Annotated in this window: 15 protein-coding genes; 9 read left to right on the forward strand and 6 right to left on the reverse strand. The window is 69.8% G+C overall.

All coding sequences use genetic code 11. The annotated features are described in order from the left end of the window. Window positions 1-458: 458 nt before the first annotated feature. A complete protein-coding gene (gene sufT, locus ACT53Q_RS12070) occupies window positions 459-1010 on the reverse strand; it encodes a putative Fe-S cluster assembly protein SufT (RefSeq protein WP_476186897.1) in 552 nt (183 codons plus the stop codon). Window positions 1011-1195: 185 nt separating this feature from the next. On the opposite strand from sufT, the gene ACT53Q_RS12075 reads away from it, so the two are divergent. Beyond that, window positions 1196-3643, forward strand: coding sequence for a TonB-dependent receptor (locus ACT53Q_RS12075; protein WP_476186898.1), 2448 nt, complete (start codon window positions 1196-1198; stop codon window positions 3641-3643). A 112-nt stretch (window positions 3644-3755) separates the two neighbouring features. Continuing rightward, window positions 3756-4190 carry a hypothetical protein gene (locus ACT53Q_RS12080; protein ID WP_476186899.1) on the forward strand — a complete coding sequence of 145 codons (435 nt, stop codon included), beginning with the start codon at window positions 3756-3758 and terminating at the stop codon, window positions 4188-4190. A 24-nt stretch (window positions 4191-4214) separates the two neighbouring features. Here the strand turns inward: ACT53Q_RS12080 and ACT53Q_RS12085 are convergent, their stop codons facing one another. The 4 genes from ACT53Q_RS12085 to ACT53Q_RS12100 form a co-directional block, all read right to left on the reverse strand. Continuing rightward, a complete protein-coding gene (locus tag ACT53Q_RS12085) occupies window positions 4215-4643 on the reverse strand; it encodes a DUF3592 domain-containing protein (protein ID WP_476186900.1) in 429 nt (142 codons plus the stop codon). Window positions 4644-4666: 23 nt separating this feature from the next. Continuing rightward, window positions 4667-5041, reverse strand: coding sequence for a hypothetical protein (locus tag ACT53Q_RS12090; RefSeq protein WP_476186901.1), 375 nt, complete (start codon window positions 5039-5041; stop codon window positions 4667-4669). A gap of 125 nt (window positions 5042-5166) precedes the next feature. Further along, window positions 5167-7530: a M4 family metallopeptidase gene (locus ACT53Q_RS12095; RefSeq protein ID WP_476186902.1), complete on the reverse strand. Its 2364-nt coding sequence runs from the start codon at window positions 7528-7530 to the stop codon at window positions 5167-5169. A 235-nt stretch (window positions 7531-7765) separates the two neighbouring features. Further along, window positions 7766-8209 carry a BLUF domain-containing protein gene (locus ACT53Q_RS12100; protein WP_476186903.1) on the reverse strand — a complete coding sequence of 148 codons (444 nt, stop codon included), beginning with the start codon at window positions 8207-8209 and terminating at the stop codon, window positions 7766-7768. A gap of 89 nt (window positions 8210-8298) precedes the next feature. On the opposite strand from ACT53Q_RS12100, the gene ACT53Q_RS12105 reads away from it, so the two are divergent. Beyond that, window positions 8299-10380 carry an oxidoreductase gene (locus tag ACT53Q_RS12105; protein WP_476186904.1) on the forward strand — a complete coding sequence of 694 codons (2082 nt, stop codon included), beginning with the start codon at window positions 8299-8301 and terminating at the stop codon, window positions 10378-10380. An 18-nt stretch (window positions 10381-10398) separates the two neighbouring features. Here ACT53Q_RS12105 and ACT53Q_RS12110 read toward each other — a convergent pair whose 3' ends face one another. Next, a complete protein-coding gene (locus ACT53Q_RS12110; protein WP_476186905.1) occupies window positions 10399-10959 on the reverse strand; it encodes a PH domain-containing protein in 561 nt (186 codons plus the stop codon). A gap of 242 nt (window positions 10960-11201) precedes the next feature. Between ACT53Q_RS12110 and ACT53Q_RS12115 the strand changes: the two genes are divergently transcribed. From ACT53Q_RS12115 to ACT53Q_RS12140, 6 genes are all read left to right on the forward strand, one after another. Further along, window positions 11202-12377, forward strand: coding sequence for a thiolase family protein (locus tag ACT53Q_RS12115; protein ID WP_476186906.1), 1176 nt, complete (start codon window positions 11202-11204; stop codon window positions 12375-12377). A 133-nt stretch (window positions 12378-12510) separates the two neighbouring features. After that, window positions 12511-12876: a hypothetical protein gene (locus ACT53Q_RS12120; RefSeq protein WP_476186907.1), complete on the forward strand. Its 366-nt coding sequence runs from the start codon at window positions 12511-12513 to the stop codon at window positions 12874-12876. Between the two features lie 214 nt (window positions 12877-13090). Then, window positions 13091-13447 carry a hypothetical protein gene (locus tag ACT53Q_RS12125; protein WP_476186908.1) on the forward strand — a complete coding sequence of 119 codons (357 nt, stop codon included), beginning with the start codon at window positions 13091-13093 and terminating at the stop codon, window positions 13445-13447. 320 nt (window positions 13448-13767) lie between these two features. After that, window positions 13768-14154: a hypothetical protein gene (locus ACT53Q_RS12130; RefSeq protein ID WP_476186909.1), complete on the forward strand. Its 387-nt coding sequence runs from the start codon at window positions 13768-13770 to the stop codon at window positions 14152-14154. A gap of 190 nt (window positions 14155-14344) precedes the next feature. Continuing rightward, window positions 14345-15952, forward strand: coding sequence for a carboxyl transferase domain-containing protein (locus tag ACT53Q_RS12135; protein ID WP_476186910.1), 1608 nt, complete (start codon window positions 14345-14347; stop codon window positions 15950-15952). A 9-nt stretch (window positions 15953-15961) separates the two neighbouring features. Then, window positions 15962-16609 (forward strand): hypothetical protein, encoded by a 648-nt coding sequence (locus ACT53Q_RS12140; protein ID WP_476186911.1) that lies wholly within the window; start codon window positions 15962-15964, stop codon window positions 16607-16609. Window positions 16610-16661 lie beyond the last annotated feature (52 nt).

Below are 16661 nucleotides of genomic sequence, written 5' to 3' on the forward strand. Positions count from 1 at the left end.
AACGCCGGAGGCGGATCGGAGCGGTGCGGTCGTATCGGGGGGGCCGTCCGGCTGGACGCACCGGCGGCTGAACCGACGCTAAGCGGAGCACGCCTCGGCCGTCAACATCCCCCCGGCCGTACCCTCGGGAATTGCGTCCGACCGCAAAGGCCGTTGAACGAAAAGCGACGCCGTCCGCGCGCCTCTGAGATCGATTTCACACAAATCCGGACCCGTCGGTTCCGCATGGATCCGGGCCTCTTGCGCGCCACAACACGGCACTGCGCGAAACGCCTCGCGCGTGCCGGCGCATGTGCCGGCGCATGCGTCCACGCGCCCGGACAAGCGCGCGGGCGCGCTCCCGCGCGGGCAGCGCACGCACACGCGTACACGCCCGCGCGCGACACCGCAAGCGGGGGCGCGGAAGATTCTCGGAAGGAGGAAAAGCGCCGCGGGCCCGGCGGGCTGCCGCGGAACGGTCAGAGCATGCCGGTCTCGAGCCGGGCCGCCTCGGACATCATGCTGCGGTTCCACGGCGGGTCGAACACCAGTTCGACATCGACCTCCGCGACCGTCGGAATGCGTTCGAGCTTGTCGCGGACGTCGTCGACCAGCACCTCGCCCATGCCGCAGGCCGGGGCGGTGAGCGTCATCCGGATGCCGATGCGCCGGGCGCCGTCCTCGCGGCGCGCAACCGTCGCTTCGTAGACCAGCCCCAGTTCGACGATGTTGATCGGGATTTCCGGGTCGAAACAGGTGCGGAGCAGGCTCCAGACCAGGGTTTCGACCGCCTCGTCGGAGGCGTCGTCGGGCAGCTCGATCGGCGCCGGCGGCTCCTTGCCGATGGCGTCGGCGTCCTTGCCGGCGATCCGCAGCAGGTTGCCTTCGACGAACACCGTCCAGCTGCCGCCCAGCGCCTGGGTGATGTAGCCCATGCTGCCGGCGGGCAGGGTCACGGCTTCGCCCTGCGGCACCAGGACGGCATCGCAATCGCGTTCGAATCGGACGGGTTCGCTGCTGCGGGAATACACGGTGCGCAGGCCGCGGAGAGGGCCGCGGCGACCGGGGAGCGGATCGGACCGGCATTGTACCGGAGCGGCAAGCAGTCATGCCCGTGCGGTATAAAGGACGCACTGTCGCCGGCCCGGGCCGGCGGTGTCCGGGCGGGGGAGGTCCGGCACCGTGTCTTCCGAACTCCTCATGGAGAGTGTTCCGCATGTTGCCCAAGATCCACGCGTCGACCCATGCGTCGAGCCGCGCCCTGCGCCGCGACAGCCTGTCGCTGGCCCTGCTGACCGCGATCGCCGCCACCGCCCTGCCCGCCTTCGCCCAGCAGACGCCGCCGGACGGCGCTGCCCCCAGCGAGCTGGACCGCATCACCGTCACCGCGCAGAAGCGCGAGCAGCAGATCGAGGACGTGCCGATCTCGATCAACGCCTACTCCGGCGACTTCCTGCAGGCGCAGGGCATCCAGGACTACGGTGACCTCGGCACGCTGGTGCCGGGCCTGGAAGTGCAGACCCAGAGCGTCAGCAACCCGAGCATCTCGATCCGCGGCATCACCGCCGACCTCGACGACCCGACCCAGGAGCCGCGCATCTCGGTGTTCCAGGACGGCGTGTCGATCAGCCGCGCCCGCGGCTCGTCGGTCGAGATGTTCGACATGCAGCGCGTGGAAGTGCTGCGCGGCCCGCAGGGCACGCTGTTCGGCCGCGCCGCCGAGACCGGCGCCATCCACCTGATCCAGAACAAGGCCCGCACCGGCACCTCGTCCGGCTTCGACGTGGGCCTGGGCAGCGACGCGCAGCGCCGCTTCACCGGCTTCTACAACACCGACCTCGGCGACAACGTGCAGGGCCGCATCGCGGCGTTCTACGAGACCCGCGACGGCTTCGTCGAGAACCTCGACGGCGGCACGCTGCAGGGCAAGGACACCCGCGCGATCCGCGGCTCGCTGCACTTCGGCGTCGGCGAGACCGGCGGCTTCGACCTGATCCTGAACTACCAGAAGGACACGCCGCCGGGCACCGCCTTCCGCAGCCAGGTCATCCCGAACACGCGCGGCAGCCTCGACCCGCTGGTCGCCAACTCGCAGCGCGGCAACGAACTCGGCACCGACCGCGAGGTGTACGGCGCCACCCTGCTCGGCGACTTCCGCATCAGCGACAACTGGACGCTGTCGAGCATCACCGGCTGGCGCCGCTACGACGGCATCGACAAGTTCGATTCCGACGGCTCGCAGGCCGATCTGATCGAGTTCGACGAACACGCCTGGGGCCACCAGTTCAGCCAGGAACTGCGCTTCAACTTCGACAACGGCGGCAAGTTCACCGGCTTCGTCGGCGGCTCGTTCTTCAAGGAAACCTCGAACCGCGACCTGACCTACCAGACCGACGAGCGCCAGCTGTACGCGCTGCTGACGCCGCAGATCAACGGCAACCTGACCCCGCTGCTGGGCAGCGCGCTGGCCAACTACTACTACCCGATCCTGTCGGTACTCAACCCGAACCTGACGCCGAACACGTCGACCAGCGCCATCTGGCTGCCGGCCCCGGGCACGGTGCCGCCGAGCGGCTCGAACCCGGCCGGTTTCCCGCAGGTGCCGCTGAATCCGAACCACATCGAGACCTTCGGCAACGACGTCGACATCCGTTCGATCGACCTGTTCGCCGACGGTACCTGGCAGTTCAACGATGCGTGGTCGCTGACGCTGGGCCTGCGCGGCTCGCACGACTCCTTCGAATACGGCTATTTTGCGGCGCAGGGCAACGGCTCCGGCCTGGGCTACCTGCTGTCCGCACGCGGCACGCCGGCGTGCGCGCCGACGGCGGTCTGCACGAACTTCCTGTTCCCGGCCACGGGCGGCCGCCTCAGCGACAACGGCACCACCACCTCCTGGCTGGGCCGCGCGGTGCTGGGCTGGAAGGTCAACGACAACCTCAACACGTACGCCAGCGTCGCGCGCGGCCGTCGCCCCACCATGATCAACGTCAGCGACCAGGGCAAGGACGAGGTGCCGGCCGAGATCGTGTGGAGCTACGAGGTGGGCATGAAGGGCAACGCGGCCAACGGCCGCTTCCTCTATGACCTGTCGCTGTTCTACTACGACTACAACGACTTCCAGGCCTCGGTGCAGAACGCGACGCCGCCGCCGTTCTTCGTCACCAAGAACGCCGGCAAGGCGCATGCGGTGGGCCTCGAGGCCTCGCTGTTCGCCAAGCTCACCGACAACCTCAACGGCTGGGTGAACTACGGCTGCATCGAGGGTGGCTTCAACGGCTTCGACGAGGACGGCACGCCGCAGGAGCTCGCCGGCAACCAGTTCCGCATGACGCCGAAGCAGTCGGTCTCGCTGGGCGTGGACTGGACGATCCCGCTGCAGGGCGGCGACAGCCTGTACCTGCGCCCGAACTACAGCTGGCGCTCGCACGTGTACTTCGAGGACGAGAACCAGCCGGGCATCGAGCAGGACGCCTACGGCCTGTTCGGCCTGCGCGCCGGCTGGCGCTTCGGCAACCACTGGGACCTCGGCGTGTGGGGCAACAACCTCACCAACCGCAAGTACCTGACCGACGCCGGCAACACCGGCATCCTGTTCGGCATCCCGACCGTGATCGCGGGCGCCGACCGCAGCTACGGCGTGACCCTGCACGCGAAGTTCTGATGCGTGCGACGACGGGGACCCGTGCGGGTCCCCGTCGCGTTCCGGCCTGCACCGTCGCGGGATGACCGCGACGGTCATCGCCAGCGACGGCCCGCTCCGCTACCCTTGGCGGATGTCGTCCCCACTCCCCTCTCCCGCTCCCGGCGCACCGCAGGGCCGCGTCTTCGCCCCGGTCCTGTTCGCCGTGCTCGGCGTCCTCGGCATGGCCTCGGTCTGGACCCTCGTCGCGGTGATCGTCGATCGCCAGTGCGCGTGGATGGCCGTGCTCGCCGCCGCCGACATCGCGCTGCTGCTGCGCATCGGCCGCGCCGCGCCGGGCCTGCCGCGCGCGCTGGGCAATCTCGCCGCGACCGCCGCCACCGTCGTCATCGCGAACTGGTGCATCGCCGCTGCGCAGATGGGCGGGCCCATGGGCCTGCCGATGACCGAATCCCTGCAGCGCATCGGCCCGGATTTCGTGCGCACGCTGCTGCTGCTCGCCAACCAGCCCACGGATCTCGCCTGGTACGCGATCGCCGCGGTCGTGGCGCTCTGGCTGGGACGCTGACGCCGCGGGTTTCCGGGCGGATCTTCAGCCCGCGAAGGCCGCGATCAACAGGGCGACGGAGACCGCGATCAGGCTGCGGGGATACCAGCCGTCCTGCCCGTCGACGCCGGGAAACACGACGGCCCGGCCCGGGCGCCGCGGATCGTAGTGCACGATCACCGCCATCCCGCGACGCAGCCCCTGCAGCAACGCATAGGCTTCCCGCTGCGGCAGCCCGCGTGTCGATCGCCAGGTGAAACGACTCGACAGGTAGCGTTGCCCTTTCACGAAGTACTGGTAGCGCAGATGGGCCGACCACGTCGTGCCCTCGTCCCCGTCCTCGTACCACTCGGTTTCGCCGAAATGCGCGTCCACGACCAGGCCTTCGACGGTCGGCCAGTGGCGCGAGGCACGTTCGAGCGCGGCACGCCACGCATGCACACCCGCCAGCGCGGCGGTGATCGCGGCGCCCATCAGCAGCGGAACCGACGCCGAATTCAGCGGCTGGCCCCCAGGAAACCCACGCGATAGCCGGCCGCGCGCAGGCGGTTGGTGGCGCGGGAGTTCAGCACCAGCAGCATGATCAGCCCCACCAGGGGAATGAACATCAGCACGATGCAGAGGACCTTGATGGCGGTCGAGTCGCCCATGCCCGTGCCCAGGCGGACGATGCCCACCAGCGCGAGGCCCAGTGCGACGAAGGCGCCGACGAACGCGAGCGGACCGATGGCAACGCGTGCAGCGGCGGCGAGGAAGTAGACGAGGATCGCGTAGATGACCAGCTTCTGGCCGGCGGCGACGGCTTCGATGTCACCATCGACCGAGGTGGCGATCCGGGATTCGGGGGCGCGGTAGGGATTCGGGGCGTTCATGCGGGCCTGCGGCGTCGTATGGAAGCCGGAAGCGTGCCGGTCCTGTGGAGACGAAGCAAGCGAAACTCCCGCCCGGCGAACCGGGCGGGAGCGGTCATGCATCGATGCATCGATGCGTTGGTGGATCAGAACCCGCGCAGGCCAATGGCGTAGCCGTAGATCGACGTGGCCTCGCCATTGACGTGGTCCTTCGACGCCACGTTGCACGCGCCCGGGCTCTGCGGCTTGATCTTCCACAGCAGGCTGCCCTGCGTCGTCCAGTTGGTGTACGCACCGCAGCCGGTCAGCGCATAACCGCTGGTCAGCGTGGCCGTGGTGGTCGGATGCTGGGCGACGCCGGACAGCGCCGAGTTCACCGTGGACGCGAACGTGCCGATGCCGGCGATGCTGGTCGGGAACCCGATCGCGTAGGCCGTGGCCGTGGCCGGCGACGAATCGATCTGATCCTTCGAACGCACGCGCCAACCGCTGGCGCCCGATGGCGCGGAGGCCGTGGCGAGATTGCCCGCGCCGGTCCAGTTCACCTTGATGCCGCCGCCGACGAGCGCGTAGCCGGCGGGCAACGTCGCGGTCACGTCCGGATGCGCCGCCAGCGCGCTGGTCGCGGTGGAAACGTTGACGTAGCTGCGCACCTGCGCCGCGGTGAGGCCGGACACCTTCAGGCCGATCGCCCAGGCACGCAGGCGGACGGGATCACTGTTCTTGTGGTCCTTGCTCGACGCCAGCCACGCGGTGAGGCCGCTGTTCGGATACGACGCCGTCAACAGGTTGCCCTGCGGGGCTTCCTTGCCTTCCGCGCCGCCGCCGATCACGACGTAATCCGCCGGCACCGCCACCGCGAAGTCGGTGTAATGCGCGGCCGCCGTATCGGCATAGCGTTCGAACACGGCGATCGTGACCTTGCCGCTGACGTCGGTCTGCTCGAACACCTTGGTGACGCCGTTGCAGTTCGCACCGACCGTCGCGAATGCGGCGGTCACGTCGGCGACGCTGTAGCCGTAGTCCTGCGCCGCGGTCTGCACGCCGCACACGCCCTGGTTGAAGTTCGTGCTCGCGGTCCAGTAGAGGTCGTTCGCGCGCGCGAACACCTGGAACGCGTTGCGCGTGTTCCAGCCCGGCTTCGTCGCCAGCAGGTAGAACGCCTTGTTGTACACGCCCGAGCTGTAGTGCACGTCCAGCCCGTCGTAGTAGCTCGCGGTGTTGTCGATCGAAGCGCCGTCCAGCGGCGGGTTGTACATGTAGCGCAGCGCGCCGCTGCCCTTGAAGATGTCGTAGCCGACCTTGAAGTCGTTGCTGCCGCGCATGTAGTACTCGGCCGCTTCGCCGGCGATGTCGGAGTACGCCTCGTTGATGCCGCCCGACTGGCCGGAGTACGTCAGGTTCGAGTTCTGCGAGGTGAAACCGTGCGAGACCTCGTGCGACGACACGTCCAGACTGACCAGCGGATAGAACGTGCTGGCGCCGTCGCCGAAGGTCATCGACGAGCCGTCCCAGAACGCGTTCTCGTAGTTCGTGCTGTAGTGCACCCGCATCGTCAGCTGGAACGTCAACGGCGGCTTGCCGATGTAGGCGTTGTACATGTTGTAGACGACGCTGCCGAAGTAGTGGGCGTCGTTGAGCGGCGAGTACGCGCCGTTGATCACCTTCACGGTGTTGCGCGGGCAGGTATAGGCGAAGGCCGTGCTGCCGGTCGTGCCGCCGTTGAGGTTCACCGTCTTCACGTTGGCGTTGTTCATCGTGCAGGTCGTGCCCGACTGCGCGACATCCAGGTAGCCGTAGTTCGTGCCGTATTCGTACTGGCCGATCTTGGCGTTGCCGCCCGGGCCGGTGCCGATGAGCACGGTTTCGAGCGCGTTCCACTGCTTCAGCACGCGACCGTTGTCGGCGTCGACGATGACGGTGGGCCGCATCGGCGAGCCGCCGCGGGCGCTGTCGGCGAAGTAGGTGACGACGTAGGCCTTGCGTGCGCGGCCGGCGTCGTCGACGTAGATCATCAGCGGCGCGGTCTCGTCGCGGGTGCGCATGAAGCCGACGCGGTTGCCGAGGCCGGCGCTCTTGGCGATCGACAGTGCGCGATTGGCGGCAAGCCGCGGCCGGCCGGCGGGGATCTGCGCGGCGAGGCCGTCGAGCTTCTGCCCGAACAGCGTGCGGACATTGCCGGCGGCGTCTTCGGACACGACGATGCCTTCGCCGAACACGGGAAGGCCGCGGAAGGTCTGCCGGTAGCGGTGGTTGCGTACGCCGAGGGTCGACTTGCGGTCGAGCAGGACGAGCCGCGAATCGGCGTCGAGGCCGAGCGCGCGTTCGTGGCGGGTGTGGACGGTGTCGGTGGCGGCGCCCTTGGCGAGGGCGGCATTGCGCTGGACGACATCGCGGGCGTCGAGCGCATGGAGGTCGGTGCGAGTGGCGGCCTGCGCACCGAGCGCACACAGGGCCGACGCGCTCGCGAGCGCGAGCGCGAGCGCGGACAAGCGGGGTGAACGATTCACGGTCAATCTCTCCCTTGATCGAGTCTGGATGGGCCGCTTGCGCGGCCCGCTTCCCTGCGGCGACTCCCCCCATGCGACGCCATCATGGCCGGGCACGACACCGCCCGTTCCATGGCAGAGGCGGCCGCACCGGAGCGCGGTCGCGAGGCAAGCGTAGGCAACCGGAATCGACGCCGTCAATCGCACGAACGAAGAGGACATTCACCCCGGACGAACGGTCGGAACGGCGCCGGCATCACGCCAGGTCGGTCAGGCCGGCCGCCACGTAACGGGCCCAGATCGACTGCATCAGCACGAAGCCGGGGCTGAGCACGTCGTCGCGATCGAGTCGGTCCAGCGCGTCACACCACGTCGCCCGGACGCGGGCCAGCGCATCGAAATCCTCGACCCGGGCACAGCCCATCCATCCGTCGCCGAAATGGCGCTGCGACAGCGGGACCGATTGCAGCAGCACGACGTCGGCATGCCGGGGATCGTGGACGATCCGTTCGTAGAGCGCGGCCACCGCGGCCGACGGACCTTCCAGGCATTGCACGAACATGCCGTTGGCGTGCAGCAGGACGCCGGTGATCCCGTGGCGGGCGTTGTGCGCGCGGGCCTCCGCCAGCAGCGACACGAGGCCGAGTCCCTCGAACGGGAAAACCTGGCGACTGCTGTAGACGATCTGATGCAGCGCCATGCGGACTCCGGGCCGCCGGCGGGCGGACCAAGCATCGGATGCGGCATCATAGCCGCCTGCCCTGATCGCCGCAGCCACCGGGAATTGCCATGCGCGACCCTCGCCACGACATCCTCTTCACGCCCGTTCGCATCGGCCCGGTCACCGCGAAGAACCGCTTCTTCCAGGTGCCGCACTGCAACGGCATGGGCCACGGCATGCCGCTGGCGCATGCGGCGATGCGCGAGATGAAGGCCGAAGGCGGCTGGGCGGTGATCGCGACCGAGGAGTGCGAGATCCACCCATCCGGCGACGTGTCGCCGTACGTCGAAGCGCGGCTGTGGGACGACCGCGACATCCCCGCGCTCGCGCTGATGTGCGACAAGGTCCACGCGCACGGCGCGCTCGCCGCGGTCGAACTCACCCACAACGGCCCGACGGCGTCGAACCTCTATTCGCGCGAGGTGCTGATCGCGCCGTCGCACCAGCCGTCGAAATACGGTTATCCGGCGCAGGCGCGGGCGATGGACAAACAGGACATCGCACACTACCGCCGCTGGCATCGCGAAGCCGCGCTGCGCGGCATGCGCGCCGGCATGGACATCATCTACGTCTACGCCGGCCACGACCTGTCGCTGGCGATGCATTTCCTGCAGCGCCGCCGCAACCACCGCACCGACGAATACGGCGGCTCGCTGGAGAACCGCGTGCGCCTGCTGCGCGAAGTGCTGGAGGACACGAAGGACGCCGTCGGCCATCGCTGCGGCGTGGCGCTGCGGTTCGCGACCGAGGAACTGCTCGGCCCCGGCGGCATCGAGCGCGCGGAAGCGCAGGACATCGTCGGCATGCTGGCCGAACTGCCCGACCTGTGGGACGTCAACGTCGCCGCCTGGTACAACGATTCGGTGCCGTCGCGCTTCGCGCGCGAGGGCGCGCAGGAACCCTTCATCGACTTCGTGAAGAAAAGCACGACGAAGCCCGTGGTCGGCGTCGGCCGCTTCACTTCGCCGGACACCATGGTCTCGCAGATCCGCCGCGGCGTGATCGACATCATCGGCGCCGCGCGGCCGTCGATCGCGGATCCGTTCCTGCCGAAGAAGATCGAGGAAGGCCGGATCGACGACATCCGCGAATGCATCGGCTGCAACCTGTGCGTCAGCGGCGACATGACGATCACGCCGATCCGCTGCACCCAGAATCCGACGATGGGCGAGGAATGGCGCAAGGGCTGGCATCCGGAACGGATCGCGCCGGCGCCATCGACCACGAAGGTGCTGGTGATCGGCGGCGGTCCCGCCGGACTGGAAGCCGCGCGCGCGCTCGGCCAGCGCGGCTGCGAAGTACACCTCGCCGACGCCCGGCGCGAACTCGGCGGCCGCGTCACCCGCGAGGCGCGCCTGCCCGGGCTCGCCGAGTGGGCGCGCGTGCGCGACTGGCGCCTCGGGCAGATCAGGCGCATGCAGAACGTCGCGATGTACCTCGACTCGCCGCTGACGGCGCAGGACGTGCTCGATTTCGGCGCGGAGCACGTCGTCATCGCCACCGGCGCGCGCTGGCGTCGCGACGGCTACGGTCGCACCCACGGCGAAGCGATCCCGGGTTTCGTCGACCACCCGGCGGTGTTCACGCCGGACGACCTCATGGACGGCACCCTGCCCGAAGGCCCGGTCGCGATCTACGACGACGACGGCTTCTACCTCGGCAGCGTGCTGGCCGAACTGCTGCGCAAGGCCGGTCGCGAGGTCTTCCACGTCACGCCCGACGACACCATCGCCTCATGGAGCGCGAACACGCTCGACTACCGGCACATCCAGTGGCGCATGGCCGAACTGGGCATCGAACCGGTGACCGCGCACGAAGTCGTCGACTTCGCGCCCGGTGCGCTGCGCCTGCGCCACGTGTGGAACGAACGCGAACACGTCCTGCCCTGCGCGTCGATGGTCGTCGTCACCTCGCGCCTGCCCGACGACGCGCTGCATCACGCCCTGCTCGCCCGCGAGTCCGACTGGGCCGATGCCGGCGTCCGCGACGTGCGCTGCATCGGCGACGCGCTGGCGCCGGGCCTGATCGCGCACGCCGTGTATGCCGGCCACCGCTACGCCCGCGAACTCGGCGCCCCGCCCGAAGGCGAAGTGCCGTTCAAGCGCCACTTCCACAGTCCGCGCGAAACCGACCTGCGGCGCGAGGACTGACCACGCCGCCGCGCGCCGTCACCAGACCGGCGGCGGCGATCCCGCGGCGGTGGCTTCGAGCATCCCCTGTGTGAAGGGATCGGCCACGGCATCCGGCGCGTGCGCCAGCACCTGCATCGCGAACGCCGGCAGGCCGCGCATCATCGCGGAGATCCGCGCGGTGCGGCCGTCGGCATCGCGCACCCGGAACCACTTCATCCCCGGCGCATAGCGCACCTCGCGCACCCGGTCCCAGCGCATGTGCCGGCGCCCGCCACCCAGCCACGTCCAGTACGACAGCCCCGCATCGTCGACGACATGCCGCGCGAACCGGTAGTCCAGCACCATCGGCAGCGCCAGCAGCGCGAACCCGCCGAACACCAGGTCGGTGAAGGGCCCCTCCGTCCCGTTCGCGTAGACGTACGACAACACCAGCATCGCGAGGAAGCAGCCCGTGAAGACCGCGCCGAGGATGGCCAGGCTGCGCGGCAGACGCAGTTCGCCGGGCGCGAGCGTGACCGCACCTGCCGTGCGGCTGCGCCCGAGCCACCCCATCACCACGACCATGGCGACCCACCACAACCCCCACTGCAGGGCCACCGTCCATCCCGATCCGCCGCCCATCGCCTCGCTCCGCAAGTCCCTGCCCGGCGCCATGACACCTCACCGCCCCGCCACGGACAAGCCGTCGACGCCGCGCCGGAGGTTCCGGCATCGGCCGGACGCCGGATTTGCGGCAGTGCAGCACGAGTCGCATAATCCGGAGGTTCCGGCCCGCACCCGCGGCGCCGGCCTCTCTCGTCCGCGCAGCGGGGCTGCGCGACCGCCACGGAGCCCTACCCATGTCCGACATCGTCATCGTCGGTGCCAAGCGCACCGCCATCGGGTCTTTCCTCGGCCAGTTCACCGGCGTCCCCACCCCCACGCTCGGCGCGGCCGCCATCGCCGGCGCCCTCGGGCAGGCCGGCCTCGCCGCCGACCAGGTCGACGAGGTGATCATGGGCTGCGTGCTGCCCGCCGGCCTCGGCCAGGCGCCGGCCCGCCAGGCCGCGCTGGCCGCGAAGATCCCGACCTCGGCCGGGTGCACCACTATTAACAAGGTGTGCGGCTCGGGCATGAAGGCGATCATGCTGGCCCACGACCTGATCAAGGCCGGCTCGGCCTCGGTCGTCGTCGCCGGCGGCATGGAGTCGATGACCAATGCCCCGCACCTGCTCAACGGCTCGCGCACCGGCATCCGCTACGGCAGCGGCGAGCTGCTCGACCACATGGCGTGGGACGGCCTGACCAACCCGTACGACAAGCAGGCCATGGGCGTCTTCGGCGACGCCACCTGCGCCAGCTACGGCCTGGACCGCGCCGCGGTCGACGCGTTCTCGGCCGAAAGCGCCGAACGCGCCAAGAAGGCCATCGCCGAGGGCGCTTTCCGGGACGAAATCACCTCGGTTACAGTGGTGACGAGGAAGGGTGAATCGGTGGTCGACACCGACGAGGAGCCCGCCAAGATCGACGTCGCGAAGATCCCCACCCTGCGCGCCGCGTTCGGCAAGGACGGCGTGCTCACCGCCGCGTCGTCGTCGAAGATCTCGGACGGCGCGGCGGCGACGATCGTGATGTCGTCGGACGAAGCGCAGCGTCGCGGCCTGCAGCCGCTCGCGCGCATCGTCGCGCATGCGACGCACGCACAGGCGCCGGAATGGTTCACCACCGCACCGGTGAAGGCGATGCAGAATGTGCTGGAAAAAGCGGGCTGGCGCGTGGAAGACGTCGATCTGTTCGAAGTCAACGAAGCGTTCGCATGCGTGGCGATGGCACCGATGAAAGACCTCGGCATCCCGCACGAAAAACTCAACGTGCGCGGCGGCGCATGCGCGCTCGGTCATCCGATCGGTGCGAGCGGTGCGCGCCTGGTGGTGACGCTGATCGCGGCACTGCGCGCCACCGGCGGCAAGCGCGGCGTGGCCTCGCTGTGCATCGGTGGCGGCGAAGCGACCGCCATCGCGGTGGAGCTGCCATAAGGGGGTGTAACGGAGGAACCGGCCAAAACCGGCCACGCCCGCTTGACACCCGGCCCGGGCTTGTCATCATGAGCACCAGACGCCCACGGCGTTTCCTCCGTCCCACCGAACACCGCACACGAGGTCTCCTCACATGTCCCTGAACAAGGCTCTGATCGCCCTCGCCATCGGCTTGACCCTGGCCGCCTGCTCGAACAAGGAACAGGCTGCCGACGCCGCCGCCGACGCCAACCAGGCCGCCACCGACGCCAGCCAGTCGGCCGACCAGGCTGCCGCCACCGGCGACACCGCCGCTGCCGACGCGGCCCAGGCCGCCGCCGAAAGCGCCGCCGCCGCCGCCGACGCCGCTGCCCAGAAGTCGGCCGAAGCCGCCGCTGCCGGCAGCACCGCGATGGGCGAAGCCGCCGCCGACGCCGCCGAGAAGGCCGCCGACGCTGCCGACGCCGCGAAGACCGCTGCCGACGCCGCCAAGGACGCTGGCGAAGCGGCCAAGAAGTAAGCGAGATCCGCCGACCGATTCAGCCGGGCTTCATTTCGCTGAATTGGTTGCTACAATGGGGGAGCCGCAGTTTCCGAGCGGCTTCCTTCATGGCGCCGACAGGCGCCGACCGTAAGTCAGTGAACGAACACATGCCGGCTTCTGGCCGGACTGCCACGCGCACTGGCGTTGCCTGACCCGCAAATCCCTTCAGACAACTCCTTTGGAGAAAAGCATGAACAAGAAGCTTTACGTCCTCCTCGCCGCCGGCGTCCTCGCTCTGTCGGCCTGCAACAAGACCGAAGAAGCTCCGGCCGCCGACGCCGCTGCCACCGACGCCGCCGCTGCTCCGGCTGACGCCGCTGCCGCCACCGACGCCGCTGCCGCCCCGGCCGCCGACGCCGCCGCTCCGGCCGACGCCGCTGCCGCTCCGGCCGACGCCGCCGCTGCCGCCACCGACGCTGCTGCCGCCACGGCCGACGCCGCTGCGACCGCCGCCGCCGGCGCCGCCGACGCTGCTGCCGCCACGGCCGACGCCGCCAAGGCCGCTGCCGAGAAGACCGACGCCGCTGCCGACGCTGCGAAGAAGTAATTTCCTCGGGACGCGAGTCCCTGGAAACGCGTTACCGGAAGACCCGCTTCGGCGGGTCTTCTTTTTTTGCCTCCGACACGGCCGAAACGTGTCGTGACGGCATGCCGGACGTGCCCGATGTGCCGCGCGCCCGCACCCGCCGCTTCCTGCAAATCGCCTGCCGCGCCCGCGCGCACCGGGCATTCGGCACGTGCCGCGGCAGCGTCCCGGGGCGTTGCTACAATCCGGCTGCCCCATCGCGAACGCGTGGCCGCCGGCTTGATGCAGGGGCCCGGCCAAGCGCGCACAGGGCGTCCATTCCCGCCTCCGGAGAATCACCCATGAACCAGAAGCTGCTCGTCCTGCTCGCCACGGGCGCACTCGCCCTGTCGCTGAGCGCCTGCAAGAACGAAACCGACACCGCCAAGACCGAAGCCGCCGAAGCCTCGGCCGCGGTGGACCAGGCCGGTGACAAGATGGCCGAAGCCGCCGATGCCGCCGGCAACGCCGCCACCCAGAGCGTCGACGCCGCCGCCGCCGCGACCGGCGAAGCCGCGGGTGAAGCCGCCGCCAAGGTCGACGCCGCGGCCGATGCCGCTGCCGCCGCGACCGCCGATGCCGCCGCGACCGCCGCCAACGCGACGGCCGACGCCGCCAACAAGATGGCCGACAAGGCCGATGCGGTCGCCGACAAGGCCAACGCTGCTGCGGCCGAAGCGAAGAAGTGATGTTCCGCCCGGGCGCCGGATGCGGCGCCCGGCGATGCGAAGGCCCGCCCACCGGCGGGCCTTCGTCTTTTCGTGCGGCCGGTTCCGTCGGCCGGTTCCATCGCGGGTCGCGCCCGTCCCATCCGTCACGGCGATCGATCCGCGCACGCAGGGTATTCTTGTCGGCCTCGTCGACGAGCCACGCCGCGTCATGCCAGCCCTGAGCACCCGACTCGATCCGCAGTCCCAGGACTTCCGCGACAACGCGGCCTACCACCGGGCGCTGGTCGCCGAACTCGAGGCCCGCCTCGCGCGCGCGGCCGAGGGCGGCGGCGAGAAGGCACGCAACAAGCACACCGAACGCGGCAAGCTGCTGGCACGCGAACGCATCGACGCCCTGCTCGACCCGGGCTCACCGTTCCTCGAGATCGCGCCGCTGGCGGCCGAAGGCATGTACGACGATGCCGCGCCCGCCGCGGGCATGGTCTGCGGCATCGGCCGGGTGATGGGCACCGAGGTAGTGATCGTCGCCAACGACGCGACCGTGAAGGGCGGCACCTACTTCCCGATGACGGTGAAGAAGCACCTGCGCGCACAGCAGGTCGCGCAGGAAAACAAGCTGCCGTGCATCTACCTGGTCGACTCCGGCGGTGCCTTCCTGCCGCTGCAGGACGAGGTGTTTCCCGACCGCGAGCACTTCGGGCGGATCTTCTACAACCAGGCGCGGATGAGCGCCGAGAACATCCCGCAGATCGCGGTGGTGATGGGCAGTTGCACCGCCGGCGGCGCCTACGTGCCGGCGATGAGCGACGAAAGCATCATCGTGAAGGAACAGGGCACGATCTTCCTCGGCGGCCCACCGCTGGTGAAGGCCGCGACCGGCGAAGTGGTCGATGCCGAAGCCCTCGGCGGCGCCGACGTGCACACCAGCATCTCGGGGGTCGCCGACCATTTCGCCGAGGACGACCGCCACGCGTTGCAGATCGCGCGCACGCTGGTCGGCAACCTCAATCGGCGCAAGACCGTGCCGGTGGCGACGCGCGCGAGCGCCGAGCCGCTGTATCCGGCCGAGGAACTGTACGGCATCGTGCCGAAGGACACCCGCCGGCCGTTCGACATCCGCGAAGTGATCGCGCGCATCGTCGACGGCTCGGACTTCGACGAATTCAAGGCGCGCTACGCGAAGACGCTGGTGACGGGCTTCGCGCACCTGCACGGCTATCCGGTCGGCATCGTCGCCAACAACGGCATCCTGTTCGCCGAGAGCGCACTCAAGGGCGCGCACTTCATCGAGCTGTGCAACCAGCGCGGCATCCCGCTGGTATTCCTGCAGAACATCACCGGCTTCATGGTCGGCCGCAAGTACGAGAACGCCGGCATCGCGAAGGACGGCGCGAAGATGGTCACGGCCGTCGCGTGCTCCAGCGTGCCGAAGTTCACGGTGGTGATCGGCGGCAGCTTCGGCGCCGGCAACTACGCGATGTGCGGCCGCGCCTACGGTGCGCGCTTCCTGTGGATGTGGCCGAACGCGCGCATCAGCGTGATGGGCGGCGAACAGGCCGCGAGCGTGCTGGCGACGGTGAAGCGCGACGGACTGGAAGCCGCGGGCAAGGCCTGGAGCGCGGACGAGGAAGACGCCTTCAAGGCGCCGATCCGCGCGCAGTACGAAACCCAGGGCCACCCGTATTACGCCACCGCGCGGCTGTGGGACGACGGCATCATCGATCCCGCCGACACCCGCCGCGTGCTCGGCCTCGGGCTGTCGGCCTCGCTCAATGCCCCGATCGAACCGGCGCGCTTCGGCGTGTTCCGGATGTAGGAGAGTCCGATGCGCGCGCGCCGAATGCTGTGCCTGTGCCTTGCCTTCATGACGTCATCGGCGCTCGCCGCCGAACCGTCGCCCTGCGCGCGCCTCGCGCAGGCGCTGGAAGGTCTGGGCGATGCAGGCATGACCGTCTGCCATGAGGGCAAGGCGCTGAAGCAGTTGCATGCGACGCTGCCGCGCGGCCTGCGCGTGGTCGCTGCGCGCGGGCTGTCGGTCGACGACGACCTCGGCTACCGCGAACTCGATCCGCGCCGCGAGCGCATCGATCTCGATCGCGCGGACGCGCTGGGCATCGGCGGTGCGCTGCTGCTGCAGGGCCACCTGACGCTGCGCGGCCACGTGCGCTACGAACCCGATGCCGGCTCGGAGCTGGTGTTCCTGCCCGTCCGACGTTCCGTCGTCCCGCCTGCGCAGCGCACACCGGCGACGCTCGTGCAGGCGCGCATCGTGCTCGATCGCCCCGACGGCACGCTGGCGCTGGCGCCGCCCGCCGATCTCGCGGACGCCACCTGCTGGGAAGCCGCCGCCGAGGTGCGCATCGACGACCTCCTGCTGCTGATCGACGACAGCGAACTCGCCGGCGCGCGCGCGCTGTCGCTGCGCTGGTCGCGGGTGCGCGACTTCCGCGCCTGCGACGCACCGCCGCCCTGATCCCGTGCCGTCACCGTTGCCCCCTTCGTCCCGCCCACTCCGTCCAAGCACC

Source organism: Lysobacter sp. DMC97 (genome assembly GCF_056313745.1).